Source organism: Collinsella sp. AF31-11 (genome assembly GCF_003475605.1).
Lineage (GTDB): Bacteria > Actinomycetota > Coriobacteriia > Coriobacteriales > Coriobacteriaceae > Collinsella.
The window spans coordinates 37,738-64,028 of the sequence record NZ_QRQS01000011.1 but is presented as its reverse complement, the minus strand read 5'-3'; the positions used below and the strand labels follow the sequence as shown (position 1 = coordinate 64,028).

21 protein-coding genes and 1 tRNA gene are annotated in these 26,291 nt (G+C 61.1%); 9 read left to right on the top strand and 13 right to left on the bottom strand.

Annotated features, from left to right (window positions below):
- The first annotated feature begins 18 nt into the window (after positions 1 to 18).
- Positions 19 to 1,437, top strand: a complete 1,419-nt coding sequence (locus DWZ22_RS08090) for an alpha/beta fold hydrolase (protein WP_118405866.1) — start codon at positions 19 to 21, stop codon at positions 1,435 to 1,437.
- Between the two features lie 99 nt (positions 1,438 to 1,536).
- Here the strand turns inward: DWZ22_RS08090 and proB are convergent, their stop codons facing one another.
- From proB to DWZ22_RS08065, 5 genes are all read right to left on the bottom strand, one after another.
- A complete protein-coding gene (gene proB / locus DWZ22_RS08085; RefSeq protein ID WP_117735603.1) occupies positions 1,537 to 2,664 on the bottom strand; it encodes a glutamate 5-kinase in 1,128 nt (375 codons plus the stop codon).
- Between the two features lie 80 nt (positions 2,665 to 2,744).
- Complete coding sequence (locus DWZ22_RS08080; RefSeq protein WP_118405865.1) at positions 2,745 to 4,250, bottom strand: nicotinate phosphoribosyltransferase; 1,506 nt, start codon at positions 4,248 to 4,250, stop codon at positions 2,745 to 2,747.
- Positions 4,251 to 4,334: 84 nt separating this feature from the next.
- Positions 4,335 to 4,793: a hypothetical protein gene (locus DWZ22_RS08075; RefSeq protein ID WP_118405864.1), complete on the bottom strand. Its 459-nt coding sequence runs from the start codon at positions 4,791 to 4,793 to the stop codon at positions 4,335 to 4,337.
- 64 nt (positions 4,794 to 4,857) lie between these two features.
- A tRNA-Ala gene (locus tag DWZ22_RS08070) sits at positions 4,858 to 4,930 on the bottom strand.
- Positions 4,931 to 5,081: 151 nt separating this feature from the next.
- Positions 5,082 to 6,020, bottom strand: coding sequence for a radical SAM protein (locus DWZ22_RS08065; protein WP_117763106.1), 939 nt, complete (start codon positions 6,018 to 6,020; stop codon positions 5,082 to 5,084).
- Between the two features lie 534 nt (positions 6,021 to 6,554).
- Between DWZ22_RS08065 and DWZ22_RS08060 the strand changes: the two genes are divergently transcribed.
- The 3 genes from DWZ22_RS08060 to DWZ22_RS08050 all read left to right on the top strand — a co-directional run bounded on the left by DWZ22_RS08060 (position 6,555) and on the right by DWZ22_RS08050 (position 9,478).
- Positions 6,555 to 7,754, top strand: a complete 1,200-nt coding sequence (locus DWZ22_RS08060) for an MraY family glycosyltransferase (protein ID WP_117743957.1) — start codon at positions 6,555 to 6,557, stop codon at positions 7,752 to 7,754.
- A 159-nt stretch (positions 7,755 to 7,913) separates the two neighbouring features.
- On the top strand, positions 7,914 to 8,963 hold the full coding sequence (gene trpS, locus DWZ22_RS08055; RefSeq protein WP_118405863.1) for a tryptophan--tRNA ligase: 1,050 nt from the start codon (positions 7,914 to 7,916) through the stop codon (positions 8,961 to 8,963).
- A 221-nt stretch (positions 8,964 to 9,184) separates the two neighbouring features.
- On the top strand, positions 9,185 to 9,478 hold the full coding sequence (locus DWZ22_RS08050) for a DUF6485 family protein (protein WP_199570190.1): 294 nt from the start codon (positions 9,185 to 9,187) through the stop codon (positions 9,476 to 9,478).
- Between the two features lie 147 nt (positions 9,479 to 9,625).
- Here DWZ22_RS08050 and DWZ22_RS08045 read toward each other — a convergent pair whose 3' ends face one another.
- The 6 genes from DWZ22_RS08045 to DWZ22_RS08020 form a co-directional block, all read right to left on the bottom strand.
- Positions 9,626 to 9,946, bottom strand: coding sequence for an MGMT family protein (locus DWZ22_RS08045; RefSeq protein WP_117735598.1), 321 nt, complete (start codon positions 9,944 to 9,946; stop codon positions 9,626 to 9,628).
- A gap of 80 nt (positions 9,947 to 10,026) precedes the next feature.
- Positions 10,027 to 10,881, bottom strand: coding sequence for a DegV family protein (locus DWZ22_RS08040; RefSeq protein WP_118405862.1), 855 nt, complete (start codon positions 10,879 to 10,881; stop codon positions 10,027 to 10,029).
- A 119-nt stretch (positions 10,882 to 11,000) separates the two neighbouring features.
- Positions 11,001 to 11,450 carry a MarR family winged helix-turn-helix transcriptional regulator gene (locus DWZ22_RS08035; RefSeq protein ID WP_117735596.1) on the bottom strand — a complete coding sequence of 150 codons (450 nt, stop codon included), beginning with the start codon at positions 11,448 to 11,450 and terminating at the stop codon, positions 11,001 to 11,003.
- A 173-nt stretch (positions 11,451 to 11,623) separates the two neighbouring features.
- On the bottom strand, positions 11,624 to 12,343 hold the full coding sequence (locus DWZ22_RS08030) for a B3/4 domain-containing protein (protein WP_118405861.1): 720 nt from the start codon (positions 12,341 to 12,343) through the stop codon (positions 11,624 to 11,626).
- 227 nt (positions 12,344 to 12,570) lie between these two features.
- A complete protein-coding gene (gene pckA, locus DWZ22_RS08025) occupies positions 12,571 to 14,241 on the bottom strand; it encodes a phosphoenolpyruvate carboxykinase (ATP) (protein ID WP_199583478.1) in 1,671 nt (556 codons plus the stop codon).
- A gap of 278 nt (positions 14,242 to 14,519) precedes the next feature.
- A complete protein-coding gene (locus DWZ22_RS08020; protein WP_118273133.1) occupies positions 14,520 to 16,091 on the bottom strand; it encodes an L-lactate permease in 1,572 nt (523 codons plus the stop codon).
- Between the two features lie 178 nt (positions 16,092 to 16,269).
- On the opposite strand from DWZ22_RS08020, the gene DWZ22_RS08015 reads away from it, so the two are divergent.
- Positions 16,270 to 17,844 (top strand): lipopolysaccharide biosynthesis protein, encoded by a 1,575-nt coding sequence (locus tag DWZ22_RS08015; RefSeq protein ID WP_233502263.1) that lies wholly within the window; start codon positions 16,270 to 16,272, stop codon positions 17,842 to 17,844.
- A 387-nt stretch (positions 17,845 to 18,231) separates the two neighbouring features.
- On the opposite strand, the gene DWZ22_RS08010 is transcribed toward DWZ22_RS08015, so the two are convergent.
- A complete protein-coding gene (locus DWZ22_RS08010; RefSeq protein ID WP_118405860.1) occupies positions 18,232 to 19,071 on the bottom strand; it encodes a metallophosphoesterase family protein in 840 nt (279 codons plus the stop codon).
- 252 nt (positions 19,072 to 19,323) lie between these two features.
- On the opposite strand from DWZ22_RS08010, the gene DWZ22_RS08005 reads away from it, so the two are divergent.
- From DWZ22_RS08005 to DWZ22_RS07995, 3 genes are all read left to right on the top strand, one after another.
- A complete protein-coding gene (locus DWZ22_RS08005; RefSeq protein ID WP_118405859.1) occupies positions 19,324 to 20,925 on the top strand; it encodes a potassium/proton antiporter in 1,602 nt (533 codons plus the stop codon).
- Positions 20,926 to 21,151: 226 nt separating this feature from the next.
- A complete protein-coding gene (gene serC / locus DWZ22_RS08000) occupies positions 21,152 to 22,276 on the top strand; it encodes a 3-phosphoserine/phosphohydroxythreonine transaminase (RefSeq protein ID WP_117794523.1) in 1,125 nt (374 codons plus the stop codon).
- A 71-nt stretch (positions 22,277 to 22,347) separates the two neighbouring features.
- On the top strand, positions 22,348 to 23,511 hold the full coding sequence (locus DWZ22_RS07995; RefSeq protein WP_117794524.1) for a phosphoglycerate dehydrogenase: 1,164 nt from the start codon (positions 22,348 to 22,350) through the stop codon (positions 23,509 to 23,511).
- 348 nt (positions 23,512 to 23,859) lie between these two features.
- On the opposite strand, the gene DWZ22_RS07990 is transcribed toward DWZ22_RS07995, so the two are convergent.
- The gene (locus tag DWZ22_RS07990; RefSeq protein ID WP_118405858.1) at positions 23,860 to 24,909 is read right to left on the bottom strand and encodes a hypothetical protein; all 1,050 of its coding nucleotides are present in this window, start codon (positions 24,907 to 24,909) and stop codon (positions 23,860 to 23,862) included.
- 152 nt (positions 24,910 to 25,061) lie between these two features.
- Here DWZ22_RS07990 and DWZ22_RS07985 point away from each other — a divergent pair, with 152 nt between their 5' ends.
- Positions 25,062 to 26,282, top strand: coding sequence for a M20 family metallopeptidase (locus DWZ22_RS07985; RefSeq protein WP_118405857.1), 1,221 nt, complete (start codon positions 25,062 to 25,064; stop codon positions 26,280 to 26,282).
- Positions 26,283 to 26,291 lie beyond the last annotated feature (9 nt).

Here is a 26,291-nt window from a genome sequence, read left to right as displayed (position 1 = left end):
AACGAATGGAAGCATTACATGGCGCTCATCACTTCGTACCACGTCCCCGGCCTGTATGTCGAGGACCACAGCATCGATGTCCCTCTCGACTGGCGCGGCCTTGAGCCAATGCTTTTGGCCGTCGGCAGCACTATGCGCCGCGGCGCCATGCCGGCGCCCATCGCCGGCGCGCCCGAGAGCATCAAGCTTTTCTACCGCGTGGTTTGCGCACCCGACCGCATCAACGAAGATCTGCCGCTCCTCCTCTTTTTGCAGGGCGGCCCCGGCGGCGAGAGCCCGCGTCCGCTGTCGCCCACCAGCGACGGCTGGATCGAGGAGGCCGTCAAGCATTTCCGTGTCGTGCTGCCCGACCAGCGCGGCACCGGACGCAGCAGCTGTGTTGACGGACGCACGATCGCAGCCCTGGGCGAGCGCGCGGAGGCAACCGGCGCCGATGCGGCCCGCTCGCAGGCAGACTTTCTCAAGCGTCACCTCGCCAGCTCCATCGTGCGCGATTTTGAGTACCTGCGTCTGGTGGGCTTTGGCGGCAAGCCCTGGGTCACGATCGGCCAGAGCTACGGCGGATTTTTGACGCTGAGTTATCTGTCCCTCTTCCCGGAGGGCGTGACGGCAAGCTTTACCTGCGGCGGCATTCCGCACGTGCCGGCGAGCGCCAGCGAGGTCTACGCGCACACTTTCCCGCGCATGGCGGCCAAGACCCAGCAGTATTACGACCGCTACCCCGCCGATGTCGAGCGCGTGGCGGCGCTGGCCGATGCGATCGAGGTGCAAAAGCCCGCACTGCCCGACGGTTCGCCGATGACGGTCGAGCGTCTGCAGCTCATGGGCAGCGACTTTGGCATGAAGCCGAGCTTTGAGCGCATGCACTGGATTATCGACCACGCGTTTGTTGATGGTGACGGCACGCTGAGCTGCGGCGCCTCGGTATCCGACAGCTTTTTGATGCGCGCTTTCGAGCGCACCAATACGCGCACGAACCCGCTGTACTGGACACTGCAGGAGTTCATCTACGCCGACGGCGACACCATGCCCATTCGCTGGGCCGCAGCAGAAGAGAAAGCCCATCGTGCCGAGTTCGACACCCTCGCACGCCCGCTCATGTTTACCGGCGAGGCCATGTTCCCGTGGATGTTTGAGCAGATGCCCGAACTTAAGCCCTTCAAGCCGGCGATGGACCTGCTGATGGAGGACACCAGCTGGGACAAGATCTACGACCCGCAGCGCCTGGCCTGTAACGAGGTACCGCTCCAGGCCGCGGTATACTTCGATGACATGTACGTGGACTCGGGCATGCAGCTCGACACGCTCAGCCGCGTGGGCAACTCGCACGCCTGGGTGACCAACGAGTTCGAGCACGACGGCCTGCACGGCAGCGTGGTATTCAAGCACCTCTTCGACGAAGCCCTCAACCGCGGAGACCTGCGTCGAATCTTCTAGCAAAGGAGCGTCCCAAAGTGCCGGCACAAAAGGAACGTCCCCAAGTGCCGGCACGAAAAAGACAGCTCTGCGGGAAACGATCCACAGCACTGTCTTTCTTTATGCAAATACGATCAAGTTATCCCTGTGTATCGCCGGCTTTTCGGCCAGATCCGCCAGCAGGCGGTTGCTGACAATCTGATCCTGGCGGCGGCCGGCCGCAAGCTCCAGCACGTCCGAATCGGCCTCGGCGATACCGCGGGCGACGACCATGCCGCTCGGGTCACACACGTCGAGCACATCGCCCTCGGCAAACGCGCCATCGACCTCGCGAATACCCACCGCAAGCAGGGAAGAGCCCCGGCTGACCAGCGCCTTCGCAGCACCATCATCGACCGTCACCGAGCCATGTGCCTTGTCGCCCAGTGCGATCCACAGCTTGCGGGGTGCGATGTCCAGACGCTCCGCCGGCGGATCGAACAGCGTGCCCACGCTCTCTCCGCGGGCGAGGCGCACGAGCGCATCGGGCTCCTCGCCCGAGCAGATGACGCTCTGAATGCCCGCCGTCATCAGAATGCGGCTCGCGCGAATCTTGGTAATCATGCCGCCCGTTCCCACCGATGTGGAAGAATCGCCCGCCGAGGCAATAATCTTGGCATCGATCTTATGCACGACCGGGACAAACTCGGCCGCAGGATCCTCATGCGGATTGGCGGTGTAAAGGCCGTCGATGTCCGAGAGCGTCACGCACAGATCGGCAGAAACCAGGCAGCTCACAAGCGCCGCCAGCGTGTCATTGTCGCCAAACTTGATTTCATCGACGGTGACGGTGTCGTTCTCGTTGACAACCGGCACCACGCCCAGCTCCACTAGGCGCAGCAGGGCGTCGCGAGCGTGCAGATAGGACGTACGGCGCGCCGTGTCGTGGCGCGTGAGCAGCACGAGCGAGGTGAGCAGGTCGCGCGCATGGAACTCCTCGTCGTAGGCCGACGAGATGATGCACTGACCAGCCGAGGCGCAGGCCTGCAGGCTCGGCAGGTCGCCGACCGGCTTGCGGTCGAAGCCCAACACGGGATAGCCACAGGCGATAGCGCCCGAGCTCACCACGACCAGACGCCAGCCGAGCTTGCGCAGCGCTGCGGCCTGATCGGCAAGTCCACCGATAAAGGCACGGTTGACCTTTCCGTCGGCCCCCACCACCGTGGACGAACCGATCTTTACCACCATCGTTTTATAAGAAGTCGTCATACGTTAAACCAATCGAATGTTCAGCGAACGGGCGAGCTAGCGGCCGAAGGAACGCGATTCGCCCTTACCGCCCAAGTCCATTAGTGAGCCCAGGGAAAGGCAGAAGCCGCGGCCATGTTCTTGCGCACGAGCTCGTCGCGTACCTGGGCCAAACCCTGCTCCATGCCCACCACATAGGTCTGCGGGTACAGGAAGCGCTTAAAAGCTGTGTCCAGATGATCGAGCGCCCAAGCACAGCGCTCGCGCGCGTCCTGGATGCTCTCACGCGGAGCCACCGCACTGCCATCGCGCACGATCGGCACCAGCAGTTCGCGATACTCAAGTTCGGACACGTCGGTCACCAGGGCGGCATCGTTCACGGCCACGAGGGTATTGCCGCGCGCGGCGCCCTCCCCTGCCAGATGGTCCTCGTCATAAATCATGTCGCAGACCGGGCCACCAAAGCCGTCGTAATAACGGCGCACGCGTTGCACACCCGGGATCGTGCGCTTGTAGGGCTGCTCGGAGAGCTTGACCACCGGCGTCCACGGATCTGCCTCGCTCGCACGGCGGGCGGAAAGCTTGTACACGCCACCCAGCGCCGGCTGGTCATAGCAGGTCGCAAGCTTGGTACCCACGCCAAAGCTGTCGATGGGCGCGCCCTGGTCGAGCAGCGACTGAATCGTGTACTCATCCAGATCGTTAGAAACCGAGATCCCCACATAGGGCAGGCCCTCGGCATCAAAACGGCCGCGAACATACTTGGAGAGCTTGGCAAGGTCACCCGAATCAATGCGAATAGCCGACAGGCGCTCGCCCACCGCCTCCATCTCCTTGGCAACCGTAATGGCATGCTCGCAGCCCTCGCGCACGTCATAGGTGTCGATAAGCAGCGTACAGTTCTTGGGGCTCGACTTGGCAAAGGCACGGAAGGCCTCGAGCTCGGAATCGAAGCTCATCACCCAGCTGTGCGCATGCGTGCCAAAGACGGGAATACCGTAGCGGCGGCCGGCGAGCACATTGGACGTAGAGGAGCAGCCGGCAACGTAGCTCGCGCGCGCGACGGCCAGGCCGCCATCGGGACCCTGAGCGCGGCGCAGGCCAAACTCGGCAACGGGACGGCCGTCCGCCGCCAGCACCACGCGTGCCGTCTTGGTGGCGACAAGCGTCTGGAAGCCGACGATGTTGAGCAGCGCCGTCTCGAGCAGCTGGCACTCCAGCGCGGGGCCGGTGACGCGCACCATGGGCTCGCGCGGAAAGACGAGCTCGCCCTCGGGCACGGCGTCGATATTTACATGCGCACGAAAATCGCGCAGGTAGTCGAGGAATGCGGACTTGAACATCGCGCCGCCGGCCGGGGCCTGGAGCGAGGCGAGGTAGTCGATATCCTCGGGCGTAAAGCGCAGATTCTCGACTAGCTCGGGCAGCTCGGCAGTGCCGCACATGACGGCATAGGCGCTGCCAAAGGGATGGTCGCGGTAAAACGCGGTAAAACAACCCTGCTCATTGGCCTTGCCGCTCTCCCACAGGCCCTGGGCCATAGTGAGTTCGTACAGATCGGTGAGCATTGCGATGTCGGTGGGATGAGAGATATCGGTCAAAGCCATGGGGCGACCTTTCGGATGTGTGGTGCAGAATTTGAGGGTTGAACGAGAGCAGAGCATGCGGACATGACGCCCGATGCAAATCGGTTAGAGCAGGCCCATGCTGGTCAGGATCGTGTAGCCCATAAAGATGACAAACGCGATGAGGGCAAGGACAATGATGATTTTTTGAGCCGGCGCCATGCCAGGGATCTCGTTCTCGCCCGTAGGCTCCTTGGAGGTAACCATGCGCTGGGCAAAGGTCATCTCGTCACGGCTCGGCTTGGGCTCGACGGACTTGGAACGAACGAACTTATTAGGCTGAGGTTTGGGCGCGGCAGGTGCAGGCTTCGCAGCAGCGGGCTTGAGTGCGGGCGCGGGTGCCGGTGCGGATGCGGCGTTCGCGGCGACCTCCTCGGCCTTCGCACGCTCGGCACGCAGGGCGGCCAGCTCCTCACGCTCGCGGCGTGCCTCTTCCTGGGCCTCGCGACGAGCCTTCTCGGCGCGGAGCTCTTCCAACTCGGCGCGCTCCTCGGCAGACAGTGGTTGGGACTCAAGCTCGGCCATGGTGCAGCCCTTTCTTTCAAAAAAAGCCGCCGACACAATGTCGACGGCTTATCAAATCCAAGGGTGGAGACGAAGGGAGTCGAACCCTCGGCCTCTGCCATGCGACGGCAGCGCTCTCCCAACTGAGCTACGTCCCCAGGACAAGTCGATATTTTACCTACGGCTCGCCAACTGTCAACGCCCAATAACCAGTCTTTTTGGGACGGGGCTTTTTTGACTACTTTTCGAGCGAGCGAACCAACCGATGATTTTTTAATCCCCGTCCCAGAAAAATCATCGGCAAACGCGCTACTTTGCGCTGGTAAGAACACCGGTGGTGTCAAACGCTGGGGTGAAGCTCTCGTCTACCGCTCCGCCCTCTTGCCAAAACATCGTCGTAAAGCCCAGGTCGTCGGCATGGTCGAGCACTTGCTCATACTCCTCGCGCGTTACGGCGCGCGCCAGATCGCCGCCTTGTTCACGCATGAGGGCATTGGGCGTGTACTGGTTCATGACCGAGATCGGCACATCGCCCACTGTCTGCCACACCAGGTCTAGCACGCGGCACGAGTCATCCGCATGCCCCGGCAGCACCAGGTGACGCACGATGATGCCGCGCTTCATGAGCCCGTCCTCGTCCACCAGCTCTCCCCCGCGGCGCTCGACCTCGCGCGCCATCTGTGCCAGGCCCGACACGGCCACGCGCGGATAGTCCTTGATATGAGAAAGCGACTGCGCAAGCCCGGCATCGGCATATTTAAAGTCGGTGAGCCACACATCGACCAGGTCACCCAGCGCCGCCACGGCACTCGCGCGCTCGTAACCGCTCGTGTTGTAGACGATTGGGATGACCAGCCCGCGCGTCCGTGCCGCGGCAATCGCGGCAGGCAACAGGTGCGCATAGTGCGTCGCTGTCACCAAATTGATGTTGTTGGCACCCTGGTCCTGCAGTTCCAGCATAATCTCGACCAGGCGCTCAGGCGAAATCTCAAGGCCAAAATTGCCGGTCGAGATCTCGTGGTTCTGGCAGTAGACGCATTTGAGCGAACAGCCGCTAAAGAAGATCGTGCCTGAGCCGGCCTCGCCCGAGATAGGCGGCTCCTCCCACATATGAAGTGCGGCGCGGGCCACCTTAAGCGTGTCGTTAGCACCGCATACGCCGCGCGCGCCCTCATCGCGCGCCGCACCGCAACGGCGCGGACACAAATGGCAAGCGGGCGAAAAAAGTTCGGTCAACGACGTCGGCATAAAAACATGCTCCAAAACAACGATTCAGCAGCTCAAACGTAAAGGGCTAGGCCGCACAGACGGCTCGAGCCTAAAAGCGCCGTAATCGTCCGACACGATTTTTGTAATGTCAAGACTGGAATCGATAAAGTGCCGCTTTATGATGTAGGTATTCCGCCCCCCGCGGAGCAACTGGGTGAACCGTCGCGTTTATTTAGGGAGCCCACACAGTCGTACCTAGTACAGGTATCCTTCGTTGTTAAGGACGCTGGAACAGTCGATGAGGGCACCCACCTGTTTTAGGTGGGTTCATTTTCGTAACGTGGGGGGTGGTTTTCTTTTGCCGATTTTTCTGAATACCGCCACTGCAGGCCCCACATGGACGCTCAGTGGCATCCAGCAGAATCCCCACCAACATCCCAATATCTGGTAAGCGCGTGATAATCGCACGGTGCAAACCTCCGCACCCCCTCGGTCGAGTATCATGGGTCAGCTACGCCTTTTTGCGCAGCAACCTTTGACCTTTTCCTTCGACGCTTGGCGGTTTTTAGATTCATGGCTTTATCCCCGAGCTACATACCGTATCTATGCGTGGCAGCGGCGGCCTTTATCACGACCTTCCTCACGGTGCCCCTGGTCAAGCGCTTGGCAATTAAGCTCGACGCCGTCGACTATCCTTCTAAGCGCCGCATCAACACCAAGCCCATCCCGCGTTTGGGCGGAACGGCGGTGTTTTTGGGCCTGGTCGTTGCCTGCATTGTGCAAATCCTAGGCACCTGGCACCTAGGCTGGCCGCCCGTCCTGGTACCGCACCCACGCCTTCACATTAGCTATCCCATGCTGGCGCTCTCCTTTACCGTCATCTTTGCGACCGGCGCTATCGACGACGTCTATCAGCTCAAGCCCAAACAAAAACTGGCCGGTCAGGTACTCGCCGCGCTCATCGCCTGTATCGGCGGCTTGCGGATCGTCGTCATCGTCAACCCGTTTGCCCCCGGCGAAATCATGCTCGGATGGCTCGCCTACCCCATCACCGTGATCTATCTGGTGGCATTCACCAACATCATTAACCTCATCGACGGCCTCGACGGCTTGGCCACGGGCATCTGCGGCATCGCATCGTTCACCATGTTTTCGATGGCCGTTCTCTCGGGGCGCATCGACGCCGCAGCGCTCTCCATTGCGCTCTTTGGCGCCTGCCTGGCCTTTTTGCGCTACAACTTCAACCCCGCAAGCATCTTCTTGGGCGACTCGGGGTCGCTGCTTCTGGGCTTTGCGCTGGGCTCCATCTCGCTGCTCAACGTGAGCCGCACCGCCGCGCTCACCTCGCTTATCATCCCGCTCATCGTTGCCGGCGTGCCCATCATCGACACGTTTAGCGCCATCGTGCGCCGCAAGCGCGCCCACATCAGCATCGGGCAGGCCGACAAGGGCCACATCCACCATCGCCTGATTCAGGAGGGCTACAACCAAAAGCAGGCCGTACTGCTCATCTATGCCTGGTGCATCATGCTTTCGGCCGGCGCCGCCGCCATTAATCAGGTCGAGGTCCCCATGCGCGTGCTCATCTTTACCGTGCTCGCTATTGGCTCCGCAGCCTTCGCCAAGCACCTGCACCTGTTTGAGCCCGTGCTGCGCCACCATTACAACAAGCGCACGCACGAGGACGAGCTGGTAACCCCCGACGACCCCGCCTTTAAGCAGGAGGAGCAGGCGGCGGAAGAGCGTAAGGAAGAGCGGCACCACAGGCGCTAGGGTTTGCTGGCGAGGATGGGCTAAGGCGTTGGCAGCCGTTCGCGCGGACGCCGTGACGGACATGAAAGCCGGCCCCCGACAGTCCCTCACCCACTCACGCCCACCCCTCTCAATAAACACGCTATCATCAAGACCTGCGAACGAACGTTAGGAGCAATCATGCCAAACGAGAACAGCTACGAAGTCGCGCTGCAAAAGAGCAACGCCATTCGCGAGGGCCTGGCCAAGACGCCCGAGAAGTTCACCATGCTCACCGGCGACCGCCCCACCGGCCGTCTGCACCTGGGCCACTACTTCGGTACCCTCAAGGGCCGTGTCGAGCTGCAGGACATGGGCGCCAAGACCAACGTGCTCATCGCCGACTACCAGGTCATCACCGACCGCGACACCACCGAGCACATCCAGGACAACGTGTACAACATGGTCATGGACTACCTTGCCTGCGGCATCGACCCCGACAAGACCATGATCTACGCGCACTCCGCCGTGCCCGCCGCCAACCAGCTCATGCTGCCGTTCCTGTCGCTGGTCTCCGAGGCCGAGCTGGCGCGCAACCCCACGGTTAAGGCCGAGATGGAGGCCTCGGGCCATGAGCTCACCGGCCTTTTGCTCACCTACCCGGTGCACCAGGCCTGCGACATCCTGTTCTGCAAGGGCAACGTCGTGCCGGTCGGGCGCGACCAGCTGCCGCACATCGAGCTCACCCGCACCATCGCACGCCGCTTTAACAACCGCTACGGCAAGGTGTTTCCCGAGGTCGACGCGCTACTGTCCGAGACCCCGCTGCTGCCCGGCCTGGACGGTCGCAAGATGAGCAAGAGCTACGGCAACGCCATCAATATTTCGATGACCGCCGAGGAGACGGCCAAGCGCATTAAGAAGAGCCAGACCGACTCCGAGCGCATGATCACGTTTGACCCCGAGAACCGCCCCGGCGTGTCTGGTCTGCTTTCGACAGCCGCCATCTGCACCGGTCGTTCCGAGGTTGAGATTGCCGAAGAGATTGGCATGGGCGGCTCCGGTCAGCTTAAGAAATACGTGACCGAGGCGGTCAACGAGTACTTCGCGCCGATCCGCGAGCGTCGCCAGCGCTATGAGAACGACCTGGACTATGTGAAGGACGTGCTGCACGAGGGCAACCGTCGTGCCAACGAGATTGCCGAGCAGACCCTGGCCGAGGTTCAGGACGCCATGGGTATGGTGTACTAGTCGAGAGCAATAAACAACACTCAAACTAAACCGCCGCGATGAGCACAATCCTCGTTGCGGCGGTTTTGTTTTCTTCAGAGGTCGGTCGCCGAGATATTCAGCCGCTTGGCAGAACCCCTAAGTCGCAAGCACCTTGAGGCTATATACTGTTAAGCAATGACACCCTATTGTTTAACATGCGGCAGCTTTTACGGCAGACCCGACCGACCGGAAGGAGTCCCATGAGCTCAGTTGCATTTTGTACCTGCAACGACCGGAAATGCCCATTTAACCCTGTCAACCACGACAAGGGCTGCACACCATGTATCGCTAAGAATCTGCACGAGCACGAGATTCCAACGTGCCTGTTCAACGCGATTTCTCCCGATCGGCTTGATGCCGATAAAGACGAGTGGTCGTGGCAAGCGTTCGCGCGGCATGTAGAAGCATATCTGGGAAGCGACAGCCCAAGAATCCCCGCAGGCGAAGAAGCGCCGCAGGGATTTACCAAGATCGGTTGCTGTAAGCGGGACTAACAATCAAAGTTAGTGCCCCCCTAAAACCAAACGTCAGTACCTCATTATGGGATAACAGACCTGATGGGTTTGCCCCATGCTTACAGGAAAGAAACCACCACAAAGGGGACAGGCACCTTTGTGGTGGTTTTAGCCACGGCAGAACCGTTAGAGTCCGGCAGGCCAGCGACAGGCGCCCAGATCGACGTGCATGTCGTCCTTAAACGCCACACCCTCCCCTAGCAAAAGCTCACGTTGAGCATCGGGACCGCCAAAAGCAAAACCCTCGCAAATGTGCCCGTCGGCAAACACCACACGGTGACAGGGAATCTCGCCGGGGCGCGGATTGCTGTGCAGCGCATAGCCCACAAAACGCGCGCTCCGCGGACGACCGGCGAGCAGCGCCACCTGACCGTACGTGGCGACCATCCCTTCGGGGATCTGCTCGACCACCTCGTACACCCGTTCAAAAAAGCCCTCAGACGCCATTGCTCACTCCTTTCCATCCGGAAAAGCATAAACCACCACAAAGGTGCCTGTCCCCTTTGTGGTGGTTTATGGCAGGTCGGTTAGTTGGTAGGCTGGAAGAAGGCTATGGCTACGGCGCCGGGACCTACGTGGGTGCCGATGGTGGCGCCGATGGTATGGACGGGCAGCTCGCCCTCGATGTGGCCAGCCCACAGCGCCACGCTGTCCTCAATATACTTCTTGAGCACCGCATCCGAAAGTCCCGTATAGCCAAGCGCCAGGGGCATGGCGAAGTCGACGCCGCCCGCCTTTTCGACCTTCTGGTTCAGCAGGTTACGACCGTTCTTGGAGCCGCGCGCCTTGCCCAGCTGTACGATCAGACCGTCCTCTACAGCCACCACGGGCTTTACGTTGAGCAGCGTACCCACGGCGCCCGCCGCAGCAGACAGTCGACCGCCGCGCACCAGATACTCCAGCGTCTCGAGCAGGCCAATAACCACAACTCGGTCGCGCACGGCCTCGACAGCCGCCGCGATCTGAGATGCACTGCGGCCCTCGTCCACCAAGCGCAGCGCATACTCGACCAGGACGCGCTCGCCCAGGGTGACGTTGTTGCTGTCTACCACGAACACGTCGCCACCTGGCGCCTCGGCAAGTGCGGTACGGGCACTCTGATTGGTGCCCGAAAGCTTAGCGCCCACGGTAATAATCACGGCCTCGTCGCCGGCCTCACGTGCTTCGGCAATCGCCTGCGAAAAGGCATACGGGTTGACCTGGCCGGTCATGGGCAGCTCATCGCGCTCCACGAGCATCTCGTAAAAACGCTGGTGGTCGATGTCGACGCCATCCATGTACACATCGGTGCCAAAGGTGACGGACAGCGGCAAAACGGCCAGCGCCGGATGCTCGGCCGGCGACATATCGCTTGCGGAATCGGTAATAATGCGGACAGACATAGTTGATCCTTTCTTGCGCGGGCCTCGCGCAGGGAATTTTGACAGCAATGCCCCGGCACGGCGAACGCGCTCAAACGGGACTCTGCAGTTGTTTATCGGAAGCAAATGCCCCAGCGGCTCTACAGCTCGCGCAGGGTGTTGAGAATCGTGCGCAACGACGCGTACATCTGCTCGCGCTGCTCCACGCCCATGGTCTTGCCGGTGGTGTCGAGCACTTCGCGAATAATGCGATCGGCCTCGTTCATGCTCTCGCCACCCAACGTGGTCAGACGAACCGGGGCACGGTATTTAACGGCAGCATCGCCCGAATCTTCGACCTCGACGTAGCCGCCCTCCTCCAGATGCGCCAGCGTGCGCGAGACAGCGGCACGGGTCACGCCTGCCATGCGGGCGAGGTCGGCCCCAGTCAAGCCGTCCTTGCTGCGCTCCAGATAGTACAGGCACATAACATCGGAGCCCTTGAGGCCCAGCCTTGCGCCCTCAGATGCCTTAATGCGCTGGATCTCCTTGTAGAGACCGCTGATCAGTCCGACAAAGTCCTCGAAACGTGTCTCGTCGCTCTGCTGCATGGGAGACAACCGCCTTTCGCTTGCATAATGCTAACGAGTAAACATCTTAGCCGTACTCAGCGACCGGCAGCCCCACGCGCCCCATTTGTTAACCCATCAACATAAAAACCACCACAAAGGGGACAGGCACCTTTGTGGTGGTTGTGACCGTCGAGTTTGATCCGCAGGCGTCGCTACAGTTCCACGCAAGGATTGTCGCGAGTCACAAGCGTCTTGACGACAACCGTCGCTCCCAGATAGCGCTCAAGCAACTCAGCGAGGCGATCAACGGCAGCCTGGCAATCCCCCATCCGCTCGGGCTCCACGCACTCAATCGCCAGGAATGCATCGGCAGAATCGTCGGACAGCGCCGTGCGAACGCCGTCGCGCCAGTTCCAGCAGCGGCACACGGCGCCCGCATCGTCAATATAGGCGAGCTCGCCGGAAAGCGTCGGATCATCTGTCTCCTCGCCAAGCGGCAGGAACGCATCGCCGCCATCGGTCACCGCCAAGCGCAGATTGCCCTCAATCGCGTGCACATCCTCACCGCCAACAGGCAGCGCATAGGTCAGCGACACCGTGTTGTAGATATCCACCGCCGGCGTAATATGACCGACCGGTTTGCCTTTGAGCACGCGCTTAAGCAGGTTCTCAATCGAACAACGCGCGCCCTTCTTAGTCTTGAACAGACGATACGCCTCGCGCCATGCCTTGACCGGCGCATTCTCGCTGATGGTATCGCTCGTCAGATGACGCTCCGCATCGATATTGGCGCGGTCAAGCAGCGCGGCAATCGCATCCACGTCCTCCTGGGAAATCTGCACCGCGGGCTTCATGCCCTTTACGACCACAACGCCGATAGCCGCCTGCGGAAACAGTTCCCAAAACGAATCCTCGGCAACGAAACTCTTCATGTACTCTCCCTTCATAGCATGCGCCCGAGCCCGGGTGCCTAAACAAAAAGCGCCCTTACGACGGCCACCTTCAAAGTCCTACGGTGCCGCCACAAGAGCGCTTACGCTGCCCCCATCCGGAGAAGGGGGCGATATGTCAGGCGTATTGTAACCCGAGTCTTCCGCCCGAGCAAAACCACCACAAAGGTGCCTGTCCCCTTTGTGGTGGTTTTGAACTCGCGGCGATGCTAGAGACGAAGTCCCAGCAGGCCGCGGCCGCGATGACGGGCCTCGGCGGGCACCTGGGCGTGCGGGCCGGCGGCCTTGACGGACTCGGGCAGGTGCGAGTACTTCTTCTCGAAGTTCTCCTCGAACATCACCGCCAGGTTGTGCGCGGCCTCGTCGTAGCGCGCGGTGCTCTGCCAGTACTGGCGCGGCACCAGGATGCCGTCGGGCACACCGTGGCACGTGGTGGGAATGTCGACGTTAAAGATATCGTCGTGCACGAACTCGCTATCCTCGATGGTACCGTCGAGGGCGCGGGCCACCAGGGCGCGCGTGTAGGCAAGCTCGATACGATGGCCAACGCCGTAGCCGCCACCGATCCAGCCGGTATTGACCAGGTACACGCGCGTGCGGCCGTCGGCAATGCGCTCGCCGAGCATCTTGGCGTAGACCATAGGGTCGAGCGGCATAAACGGCTCGCCAAACAGCGAGGAGAACGTGGGCGTGGGCTCGGTGACGCCGACCTCGGTGCCGGGGATCTTGGCCGTAAAGCCTGTCACAAAGTGATACATGGCGGCATCGGCCGTCAGGCGCGAGATGGGCGGCAGCACGCCAAAGGCATCGCAGGTCAAAAACAGCACGACGCTCGGGATGGTGCCCATGCCCTTGGTCCACGCGTTGGGGATATGCTCAACGGGATAGGCCACGCGCGTATTGTGCGTGATCGAGACATCGTTGTAGTTGGGCTTGCGGTTCTCGTCGAGCACCACGTTTTCGCAGATGGCGCCAAAGCGAACGGCGTTGAAGATCTCGGGCTCGTGGAACGCGTCCAGGCCCTCGCACTTGGCGTAGCAGCCGCCCTCGATGTTGAAGATGCCCATGTCGGACCAGCCGTGCTCGTCGTCACCGATCAGCAGTCGCGTGGGGTTGGCCGAAAGCGTGGTCTTGCCGGTGCCCGACAGGCCAAAGAACACCGCGGTCTCGTGCGTGACGGGATCCATGCTGGCCGAGCAGTGCATGGGCAGCACATCGTCCTCGACAGGCAGCAGGTAATTCATGACGCTGAAGATGGACTTTTTGATCTCGCCGGAATAGCCGGTGCCGGCGACCAGAATCACGCGTTCCTGGAAGTTGATGACCACGGCGGCGCTGGAGTTGAGGCCCTTGAGGGCAGGGTCGCACTGGTAGCCAGGGGCGGCAAGCACGCAAAAGTCCGGCTCACCGGTGCGCGCAATTTCGCGAGCGAGCGGACGGGCGAGCATTTGCTTAATGAAGAGCGCCTGGCTGGCACGCTCGCAGGCGACGAGCAGGCGACGCGTGTAGTTGCGGTCGGCACCGGCCATACCGCGAGTGACGAACACGTCGCGCTCGTTGAGATAGTCGACGACGCCGGCCTTGATGGCCTCGTAGCTCTCGACAGACAGCGGGCGGTTGACGGCACCCCAGGCAATCTTGTCGTGCACATCGGGCGTGTCGACGATAAAGCGGTCGTTGGGCGAGCGGCCAGTACGCTCCCCCGTCTCTATCACGAGTGCGCCATTGGACGCCATACGGCCCTCTTCGCGGCGGATGGCGTGCTCGACGAGCTCCGCGGCGGGTAGATCGACCAGCAGACGGGGCTCGTTCTCGGCGGGATCTTCGACCAGCGTAATGCCAAAGTTGGACAGAACTTCTGCAGGGGTAACACCAGGCATGGGGCCTCCTTTAAAAACGCGGCACGTGGACGCGGCGCGCACTTTACTCACATAAAGCCCGTTGTACCCGATATGCAAAAACGTTTTTGCGGCAACCGCGAAGCACCCGCCCAACGGTCAAAAATCGCACGCAAGCGGCCTAGTCATTGGGGACGTTCTTAAACGACTAGCCATTCGGGACATTCTTGAACAGGCAACAACCAAGGAGTGTCCCCAGATGCCGGCACTTAGGGACGTTCCCAAAGTGCCGGCACATAAGGAACGTCCCTAAGTGCCAACTATAGCGGCAGGCCTTGGCCGAGCATGGCGATGGCGCTCATGAGGACCAGCATGCCGGCGGCGTAGGGCAGGACGGCGCCCAGGAGCTCGGCATCCTTGCCGCGCACGTGCACGGCGGCCAGGCCGATGGCGAGCGTCTGCGGCGAGATCATCTTGCCGGCGGCGACGCCAAGCGCGTTCAGCGCGACCATCCAGTAGTCGCTCACGCCCAGCGCGGCGGCAGCCTGGCTCTGGATGGGGCCAAACAGCATGCCTGAGGACGTGCCCGAACCGGTCACGAACGCACCGACCGCGCCGATCCACGGAGCCAGAATCGGGTACAGGCCACCGGCGACCGCAATGCAAAACGCGCTGATCGAAGAGATCATGCCCGCATAGCCCATAACCTTGGCACAGCCCAGAACCGAAAGCATGGTAATGACCGTCGGCATCATCTGCTTGACGGTCGCGGCCAGTACCTTGCCCATCATGCGCGGCGAAGCACCCTGAATGGCGCCGCCGACAAACGCCGCCAGGAAAATCCAGACGCCCGGCGTGTTGATCCACGAAAACGTAAGCGTGCCGGGGTTCTCGCCGCAATACACCTGCACCTGGCTCGCAAACGGTGCGAGCGCAGCATGCACGGCAGGCACCAGGTTAGACGTTCCCAACAGCAGCACAAAGATCAGGATGAAGCACGACCAAGCCGAAAGCGCCGACTTAGCGGTGAGCTGCTCGCCGGCCTCGATATTCATGTGGAAACGTGCGTCCAGATGCCCCGACTTCTCGGCACGCATGACAAGCGCAGCTGTCAGCGCGAGCGAAACGATGGAACCGACGACGACGGCAAGCTCGGGACCCACAAACATGGCAACGACCAAGGCCGCGCCGACAAAGGACACACCGGAAAGCAGCGCCACGCCGGCAACGCCGTGCAGACGCTCGCTTACGCTCGCTACGTTGCCTTGATCATCGGCGACACGGCCCGCGACCAATACAATGAGCAGCGGCATCACCACAAAGAACGGTGCGAGCTGCACCAGCTGAACGGTCGCCAAATGCAGCGGGTCCAGGCCCACCAGGTCGGCAACGGACACCGTGGGGATGCCGATGGAGCCGTAGGGCGTGGGCACGCCGTTGGCCAGTAGACAGATCAGCACGGCAGGCACGGCCCCAAAACCAAGGCCCGCGAGCATGCCGGCGGGAATGGCAACGGCGGTACCAAAGCCGGCCATGCCCTCCATAAAGCCGCCGAAGCACCACGCCACGAGCAGCGCCAGCAGACGACGGTCGCTGCTGATGGAGGTGATCATGCTGCCGATCACGTCCATGGCACCCGTGCGCACGCACAGGTTATACGTAAAGACGGCGGCGATAATCACGAGCACGATGGGCCACAGGGCCATCAAAAAGCCCTCGAGCGAGGCCGTGGCTATCTGCGCCGTCGGCAAATGCCACCACGCAAGGGCAAGCACGCACGAAAGGACAAACGATCCGATAGCGGCTTTCCAAGCTGGCCATTTAAAGCACAGCAGCATCACGACAAGCCAAATGATCGGCACAAGAGCCAGCAGGAATGCGGCGACGTCCATGGTTCATAGCTCCTTGCTACCGCGCGGGCGGCATAGGGGTGTCACAAAACTTCATCAGGATACCGCACGTTTGCCGACAAATTACAGCCGCCCGCCGAAATTATTGAACAACCGGTTCAAAAACACGAGCGGACGCCGTCGCGTCTATACTAGAGCGCAGTAATAGAAAGGACTCGCCTTGAGCATCACGCCCCTCGACAGCATTCGCCGCGCCATCGCCCGCCGTAACGGCGTCACCGACCCCACCGTATCGGGCGGGGCGCACGGGCAGGGCGGACGCATCGAGAACGGTCTATTCCCCGCATCTCACACCGCCGAGGAGCTCGCACGCATCCAAGAGCTAAGCCAGCGTAACGCCGGCGGTCCCGACAACGGCCAGGCCACACGCCGTCGCCGCGAGCGCGATCGCCAGCCCGGCCCCATCCACCGCATGGTCAATGCCTGGTGGAACCGCCTGCTCGGAGCCGTCTACGGCGGCGGCTTCTCCGCACAAGAAGCCGAGTACGAAGATCACGCCACCCATCGCGACTACCTTTGGAACACCATCGGCACCGCCGTGTGGGGCATGACGTTTCCCCTGCTCACCATCGTGTCTACGCAGCTCGTGGGCGCCGAAGAAGCAGGCAAGTTCTCCATCGCCTTTGTCACCGGCACGCTCATCATGATCGCGTGCAACTACGGCGTGCGCAACTTCCAGGTCTCGGATATCGACGAAAAGACGTCCTTCGCCTCCTACCAGCTCAATCGTTGGATCTGCGGGGCCCTAGCCTTGGGCTGCGGCCTGCTCTATAGCAGCGTCCGCGGCTATGACGCGCATATGGCGACGATCGGCCTTGGGGTCTACCTCTACAAGGTCATCGACGGCGTCGCCGACGCGTACGAAGGCCGCCTGCAGCAGGCCGACAAGCTCTACTTGGCTGGCATGAGTCAAACGCTGCGTTCCGCCGGCGTCATCGCGGTCTTTAGCGTGGCACTGTTCCTCACGCGCAGCATGCCCATCGCCGCCATGGCCATGGGCATCGCCGCGATTGCCTCGCTCGTACTGGTCACCGCGCCGCTCGCCCTGCTCGAGACCGAAAAATCACGCCGCATGAGTCTGCGCGAGGTCGGTCACCTGTTTGTCCAGTGCGCCCCGCTTTTTGGCGCGCTGTTCCTGTTCAACCTTATCGAAAGCATGCCCAAGTTTGTGATGGAAGGCACGCTGGCCTACAAGTATCAGCTGTACTTTAATGCGCTGTTTTTTCCGGCGCAGGCCATTTTGTTGAGCATTGGATTTATCTATAAACCGCAGCTCCTGCGTCTATCGAGCATTTGGGCGAATCCGCGCAAGCGTCGCCGCTTTGACCTGATTATTGTTGCCGTTATGACGCTGATCGTAGTCATCACCGGAGCGTGCGCCGCATTTATGGCAGGCCCCGGCATCCCCATCATGAGCTTTATGTACGGCCTTAACTTTGAGCGCTACCGCACGCTGGCACTGCTGATGGTCGTCGCCGGCGGCGTCACCGCGGCAATCGACTTTATCTACGCCATCATCACGGTGCTGCGCCACGCCGGCGACGTCACCAAGATCTACCTGATCTGCTTCGCCGTGAGCGTGGTGCTGCCGGTGATCCTGATTGAGCTGCTGGGTCTGATGGGCGCTGTGGTGAGCTACCTGGCGGTCATGGCCCTACTGCTGGTGTTGTTGATAATCGAGTACGCCCACATCCGTCAGCGCATCGAGCGAGACCGGAACCCGTACGGAGCCTAATTAGCTGCCCCCGGAACCGGAATTTGCGATGGAATCACCCCGGCTGGGGTCCGGTTGCGGACAATATGCATCACGCAAAACTAAGTGAGTAGACTTTTACCGAATCCCCGACCACACCGACATAATACAAGTCTGTGATCTGCGGTTTTATTGAGGCAAATATGTTGGGTGCTCGGCATTTCCAAAAAAGCCTACTCACTTAGCCAGCGGGCAGCCAAAAAAGAACCGTCGCAACGTCGTTTGACTCCGTTGCGACGGTTTTTCGAGCATTTTCGCACTGCCGAGGACGCAGACGCTCCTCATTTCTCGCGCTTACCGAGCAAGAAGGCGCTATTCTCCGAAAGTAGTCAAAAAAGCTCCGTCCCAAATTAGCTACCCCTTGCGCCATCATTCTCCAGGATTGATATTCGCGTAGAACTCAGCCCCATCATCGAGCCGCAGGATACCTACGCGGCCAAACTCCGACCCAGTGGCGGCGGCGCAGTCGATGTCGATGCGATCGGGCACGCCGGCGGTATCCTCGCCGCCCAGGCGCACGATCTGCCCGCGGCCCGACTCCTCATCGAGCCCCGCCAGGCCGCCGACCTCGCAATAACGCCCGAGCGACACCGTGGGCGTGTGGCCGCTCACCACGACCGGGCCCTTGCCCTCGACAGAAAGCAGCCCCGTCGGCGCATCCCAATAGCCATGGCGAATCCACAGCAGGTCATCGGACGACTGCACCGCAAGCATCTGCTGCAGCAACTCGGCATCGGCATCGACCGCTCCCCTGCCGTTGCCGCAATCGACACCGTGCTCAAGCAAAAACGCACGAGCAGCCTCGGTCTGGATGCCGGCATGCACCAGCAAATACGGGCGCTCGACAGTCTGGGCCACTGCATAGAGCGGCAGGGCGGCAGCCCAGCGGATCAGCTCCTCGTACGCCTCAAATTCCATGTCGTTGAGCTGCTGACGGGTAGTCCAACCGCCGTTGATATCCCAGGTCTCGGCATCGAGCGGATCCTGGCCAATGATGGCGTCGAGCATGATCTGCTCGTGATTGCCCTTGAGCACGCGAGCGTTGGGCAGCGAGCGCACGAGCTTAATAACGCCAACCGGATCGGGCCCGCGATCGATCATGTCGCCCAGCACATACAGCGTGTCTTCGGACGTCAGCGAAATCTTGGAAAGGGCCTCGTCAAGCGCACGCACGTGCCCGTGAGCATCGGATGTCACATAGATCGCCATGGAACGCCTCTCTTTACATTGCGGCCGAAGCCCGGAGCCGCAACTAAAACTTCAAGTTGAACTTAAACGTTATCCATTGTACTCCGTTGCAATAAAGCTGGAAAGGGTTTCCGAGCAGAGGCAAAGACGGCAGCCGTCTATGACGATATCGCGCGCGCCCGCAATCCAACCCCATAAACCCACCATCTTTGGGTACAAATACCGCAGACAACTAACCGTGCCACGCCAACCACCCAGGAGCGGACACCATCCATGAACCAGATACTTCTCTTTATCGGCCTCGTCATTATTCTGTGCCTGACCATCAAACCCGTCGGCAAAAAGCTCCCCTTCCCCACCCTGCTCATCTTTATCGCGCTCGGCATGCTACTGGGCGTCAACGGCCCGGCGCATATCGACTTTAGCGACTATGCGCTCACCGAAACCGTCTGCAGCACGGCGCTGCTGTTCATCATGTTCTACGGCGGCTTTAACACCAACATCGACCGTGCCAAACCCGTCGCCGTGCCCGCGGTGCTGCTGAGCACGCTCGGCGTGGTCATCACCGCCGGCATCACCGGCGTGTTTACGCACCTGGTTCTGGGCTTCGACTGGATCGGCGGCCTGCTGCTGGGCTCGGTTGTGGCGTCCACCGATGCGGCGAGCGTCTTTGGCGTGCTGCGCGAGCACAACCTGTCGTTGCGTGACGGCACCGACTCGCTGCTCGAGGTCGAATCGGGCTCAAACGACCCCGTCGCCTACATGCTCACCGCGGTGCTCGCCACACTCGCGGCCGGCGGCAATATCGACATCCCCATGCTGCTGGCCAAGCAGATTATCCTGGGCGTGGGGCTGGGCCTTGCCATCGGCTGGGCATCCAGCCGCCTGATTGAGCGCGCGCATGCAACAGCCGAGGGCGCGCAGACCATCTTTTTGTTTGCCGTGGCCATCGTGGCCTACGCACTGCCGAGTTACCTGGGTGGCAACGGCTTTTTGGCCGTGTACCTTGCCGGCATTGTGCTGGGGGCCAGCGACATCACCGGCAAGGTCGAGATGGCGCACTTCTTTGATACCCTCACCGAGATGGCCGAGATGACCATCTTCTTTTTGCTGGGCCTGCTCGTCACGCCCGCGCGCCTGCCGCAGATGCTGCTGCCGGGCTTGGCGCTCATGGCGTTCATGCTCTTCGTGAGCCGGCCCATCGCCGTGGGCATGTTGTTGGCACCCTTTAAGACCAACCCCCGCCAGGTTGCGCTCGTAAGCTGGGCGGGCCTGCGCGGCGCGGCTTCGGTCTTGTTTAGTCTCTTTGCCGTGGTGGCCGGCGTTCCCGGCGGTCACGACCTGTTTGACCTGGTGTTTGTGATTGCCGTGTCGAGCATTGTGGTGCAGGGCTCGCTGCTGCCAGCGGTGGCGAAGAAGCTCGATATGATCGATGCGACCGGCGACGTGCGCCGCACCTTTAACGACTATCGCGACGAAGACGGCATGTCATTTGTAAAGCTCAAGGTGGGTGCTGGCCATCCGTTTGCCGGGCGCTCGCTCGCCGATATTGGCAGCGCCACAGATATGCTCGTGGTCCTGGTGCTGCGCGATGGCGCGCATCCCGTGCTGCCCAACGGCGATACCGTGATCGAGGAAGGCGATCTGCTGGTGATGGCCGCGCCGACGTTTGAAGAGCGTGCCGAGGTTACACTGCGCGAGGTCACCGTAACGCCCCACGGTCGGCTGGCCGGCCAGCGTCTGCGCGACGTGCCGCAGGGCAAGCACCCGTTTATCGTGGTGATGCTCAAGCGCGACGGCCAAACGATCATCCCCGACGGCAACACCCTTATATACGCTGGCGACGAAGCCGTCATCGCCACGCTGGCGTCGTAGTGACCAGGAGGTAGCTAATTCGCGACGAAAAGATCAAGCGCCTAGAGAACCCCATGCCTTCGCTCGCAGATTTGGATTTGCCTGAGAAGTAAAGCACCCCTCCCCCATGTAGCCATCCTGTAAATCATAGCGGCGCACTCGAGTTTTACCGTGATGCGGTCGCGCCAGGCGCTCCACTGTGCTAAAGTATCCCGAACGTTCAAACGACTACGAGGGGAACTAGAAGATGGCACGTGTGCACAACTTCTCAGCTGGCCCGGCCGCGCTACCTACAAGCGTGCTCGCCGAGATCGCCGACGAGATGATGGACTACCGCGGTTGCGGCATGTCCGTGCTCGAGATGAGCCATCGATCTAGCATGTACCAGCAGATTATCGACGACGCCGAGGCAACCCTGCGCCGCCTGCTGAGCATCCCCAACAACTACCGCGTCCTGTTTTTGCAGGGCGGCGCCACGCTGCAGTTTGCGGGCATCCCCATGAACCTCATGCGCCGCGGCCGCGCCGGCTACGTCGTGACCGGCAACTTTGCCAACAAGGCATACAAAGAGGCCTCCAAGTACGGCGAGGCCGTGTTGCTCGCTAGCTCCGAGGACACCGATTTCGACCGCATACCCACCATGGCCAATATCAACGCGCGCATTGCCGCCGAGGCCGCGGGCGAAGGGCTCGACTACGTCTACATCTGCCAGAACAACACCATCTTTGGCACCATGTACCACGAGCTGCCCGATTGCGGCGATGTGCCGCTGGTCGCCGATGTCTCGAGCTGCTTTCTGTCGCAGCCGCTCGACGTTGAGCGCTACGGACTCATCTACGCCGGCGCGCAGAAAAACGCCGGCGCCGCGGGCGTGACCGTGGTCATCGTGCGCGACGACCTCATCGCCAAAGGCCCTGCCTTTGCGCAGACGCCGCAGTACATGGACCTTAAAACCCAGGCTGCCAAGGGCTCCATGCTCAACACGCCTAACACCTTTGGCATCTACGTATGCGGCAAGGTATTCCGCTGGGTCGAGGAGACCGGCGGACTTACCGCCATGGCCGAGCGCAACTGGGCCAAGGCCAACCTGCTCTACGACCTGCTCGAGCACAGCGAGCTGTTCCATGGCACCACGCAAGCCGACAGCCGCTCCATCGCCAACGTCACCTTCCGCACCGGCGACGCCGACCTCGACGCTGCCTTTGTCGCGGGAGCGGCCGAGTACCAGATTCAAAACGTCAAGGGCCATCGCATGGTAGGCGGCATGCGCGCCAGCGTCTACAACGCCGTAACCATGGAAGACGTGCAGGCACTGGCCACGTACATGAAGGACTTCGAAGCGCAGCATAGTTTGAGTCCGCGATCTAACTAGCCCGCAATACGCGGGCCGACCAGGCACCTCAGACCACCCTGTTTAGATCAAAACCTGCTAAGGAGTTTTCCATGCGCAAGATTAAGACCATCGACGACATCACCAAAGACGGCAAAGTCGAGTTTGGCGAGGGCTACGAGTTTGTAAGCAGCGCCGAGGAGGCCGACGCCATCCTGATGCGCTCGACCGACCTGCACGGCTACGAGCTGCCCGAGGGCATCCGCGCCATCGCCCGCTGCGGCGCCGGCGTCAACAACATCCCCGTCGAGGAGTACGCCAAAAAGGGCGTCGTCGTCTTTAACTCCCCCGGCGCCAACAGCAACGCCGTCAAAGAGCTCGTCCTGGGCATGCTGGTGCTTTCGAGCCGCGGCGTGGTGCAATCGATGAACTGGGTACGTGACAACGCCGACGACCCCGAGATTCAGGTCGATGCCGAAAAGGCCAAGAAGGCCTTTGTGGGCCGCGAGCTTAAAGGCAAGCGCATCGGCGTCATCGGTCTGGGCAACGTAGGCTCCAAGGTCGCCAACGCCTGCGTCGACCTGGGCATGGACGTCTACGGCTACGATCCGTTCATTTCCGTCGAGCACGCGTGGGTGCTGAGCCGCGAGGTGCAGCGCGTGGGCACGCTCGAAGATCTCTGCCGCGGCTGCGACTACCTCACCGTACACGTGCCCAGCAAGGCCGACACCATCGGCATGATCAGCACCGAGCAGATCGACCTGCTGGCCCCGGGCGCCGTGCTCATCAACTATGCGCGCGAGACCATCATTGACGAGGACGCCGTTGACGCCGCCCTGCGCGCGGGCAAGTTGAGCTGGTTTAGCTGCGACTTTGCCACGCCCAAGACGGTCAAGATGCCCAATACGTTTATCACCACGCACTCGGGCGCCGGCACCGGCGAGGCCGAGGCCAACTGCGCCGATATGGCCATCAGCGAGCTCAAGGACTACCTGGAGAACGGCAACATCGCGCACAGCGTCAACTACCCCGCCTGCAGCATGGGCAAGGCGCGCGCCGCAAGCCGCATCGCCTGCCTGCATGCCAACGTACCCAACATGATCGGCCAGATCACGGCAATCCTCGCCAAGGACAACGCCAACGTGCAGCGCATGACCAACGAGTCCGCCGGCGAGAACGCCTACACCATGTTCGACACCGACGAGCACCTGGACAGCAGCACCATCGAGGCGCTCAAGCAGATTCCGTCGATGCATCGCGTGCGCGTGATCAAATAGCGCCGGCGCCAAGCCTGCCAGGCAGGCCATGAAGCCCCATTCGGCCCCCGTTTTCGCGAAACGGGGGCCGATTTCGTTGCTCCGGACGACTTTAAAATGATACCCAGAACAAGTTTTTTCGGATAATCGACAGTAAGACCCAAATCACCAAGCACACCCGCTTTGATAAACAGCTTTATCAGGGACTTTAGTAGGTAAAAATCAATCTCTATATACCATATTCAAGTTGACTGTCGATTTTCCGAAACAACTTTTTTTGGATAGCATTTTTAAAGCCCTTCCAAGGCAAAATTGAAGCCTTTTTGCGACCAAAACTCTAGCTCGCGCGAGCGTTTTCTGCCTGCGCGACTATATTCCCGCCCAATCGATAAAAATTTCCTCACGAAGCCGCCGTTCGAGCTCCTGCTGCCGCGACGTCTTGTCTTTCAGCGGCACATCGAGATAGGACATGATGAGTTCCATCACTACGCGGAAGGCATCGGAGTCAACCAGCTGGCCATAGGTCATCAGAACGACGGGATATCCCATCGCTTGCAAGGCCGTCGTTCGATCGGAGTCCGAGATCTTGGATTCTATGGATCCATGAATGGCTTTACCTTGACATTCAACCAGGCACTCTCGGCTGCCGTCCTTATTTGCCAGCAGGATATCGGCATAGCGCCTATCAAGCCCCGAAATCAGACGGGCACTGCGCGTCATACGAATCTCAACGTTATTGGTAAGGCGCAGCCCTTCACCGCCGCGCAACCTCGAAAGACCAAACAGCATCGAAGCCTGGACCTCGAGCGGCGATGCCGCCACCCCCGTAACGCATTTTGCGGCACGTGTGAACGATTTAGCACCGCGAAGCCCTCGGATCTTATCGACGTACTCGGTTAGTTCAGAGAACTCAATCAAGGGCGGTCGTTTCCACAGGTCCGTTGGATTCCCCGAGGCATCCTTTACGTTTTCCCAGCCCAACCGTGCGTCACCCCACCGGCTCCCATACGCCTGCTCAAGTGCCGACTTTACCTGAGGCGCAATCTTGCACACGGCAAAGGTGCCGCACATCTCATACATGCACATGATCAGTCGCTCGTTTGAGACCGAGGAGGCCAGTGTCAGCAAGGTAAAGAGCGGGGACGCGATATCGAGACCAAACTCTGTCGGCCGCACGGAGCCAAACGGCCTCTCCCCGTTCCAAACATGCCTGACGATGCGATCGCCCTTACGTCCGCAGCTGCCCTGTGCCAACACATGTAACGGGGTGCCCAGGAAATGCGTGACGAGCGGATGCTCACATAGGTGCTCCCTGCGCGGATCGTCCGCAGAATCGGGCAGGTCTGGCATTATTGCCAAGACCTGTGGAGGTATCCGGTGATACCGAAAGGCAGATATGTCGCACAGCATGTCGTCCATGAAGGGTACGTACCCACTACGTCGTTTGTGAGCCCGCTCGGACGGCAAACGCGATGGCTCCGCCTGCGAACGGTAAATACCGCCACGCGCGCCGCGGATCTCTCAGGAGGCTTACAATCAGTTTGGAAAGCAGACTAATTGTGAGGATGCATATGGTTGATGAGGACTTTGCCTGGCGGCTTGCGCAGGACCTTGTGAAGGTTGACAGCTCAGACCCGGGCGCATATGAGGACGAGATTGAGCGCTTCATTAAGAGGCTCATTGAGCAGCAGCTGGCACAACTTGATAGTTCTACGCTCGAGGCCGTGCAGATTGAGGAGCTCGAAGTGCTCCCCGGACGCCGCAACCTCATGGTCACCGCGCCCGGTTTGAGCGACGAGCCGCGGCTGGTCTATATCTGCCATATGGATACCCTTACGCTGGGCTATGGCTGGGACGCGGACATTCCGCCGCTCGGAGCGATCGTGCGGGACGATAAGCTCTATGGCCGCGGTGCCTGCGACATGAAGGGTGGCTTGGCCTGCGCCATTGCCGCGATTGTCCACGTACTCGAGCGCATAGCGACAAGCGGCGAGCTGACCCGCCGTGGCTTCTCACTCATCTGCTCGGTCGACGAGGAGGACTTTATGCGCAGCTCCGAGGCCGCCATCGATTCCGGCTGGATCGGCTCGCGCGAATGGGTGCTGGACACCGAGCCCACCGACGCGCAGATTCAGGTGGCGCACAAGGGGCGCACGTGGTTCGAAATTGAGATGGCCGGCGGCACGGCGCATGCGAGTCAGCCTTGGAAGGGTGCAGACGCCGTCGCCGCCATGGCCGAGGTCGTGTGTTCGCTTCGCCATGCGTTCGCGGCGCTGCCCGTGCATGATGAGCTGGGGCCTTCGACCATTACGTTTGGACAAATCGAGGTCGGCTATCGCCCCTACGTCGTGCCCGACCACGCCAAGGTCTGGGTCGACATGCGCCTGACGCCGCCGACCGATACGGCCGCCGCGACACGCATGGTGGAGCAGGCCATCACCGCTGCCGAAGCTGCGGTTCCCGGCTGTCACGGCAGCTATGTTGTGACGGGCGATCGCCCCGCCATCGAGCGCGACCCGAGCTCTCCCCTTCTAGCTGCACTCAAGCGTGCCGCCGATGACGTGACGGACGTGGACACGACCGTCGGCTTCTTTACCGGCTACACCGACACCGCCGTCATTGCCGGCAAGACGGGCAACCGCAATTGCATGAGCTACGGCCCCGGCTCATTGGCACTCGCGCACAAGCCCAACGAATATGTTCCCCACGCCGATATCGTTCGCTGCCAGAACGTGCTGATCGCGCTTGTCGATAACACGCTCTGGGACGCGAGCAACCAAGTTGGGGCATAATAAGCCGCG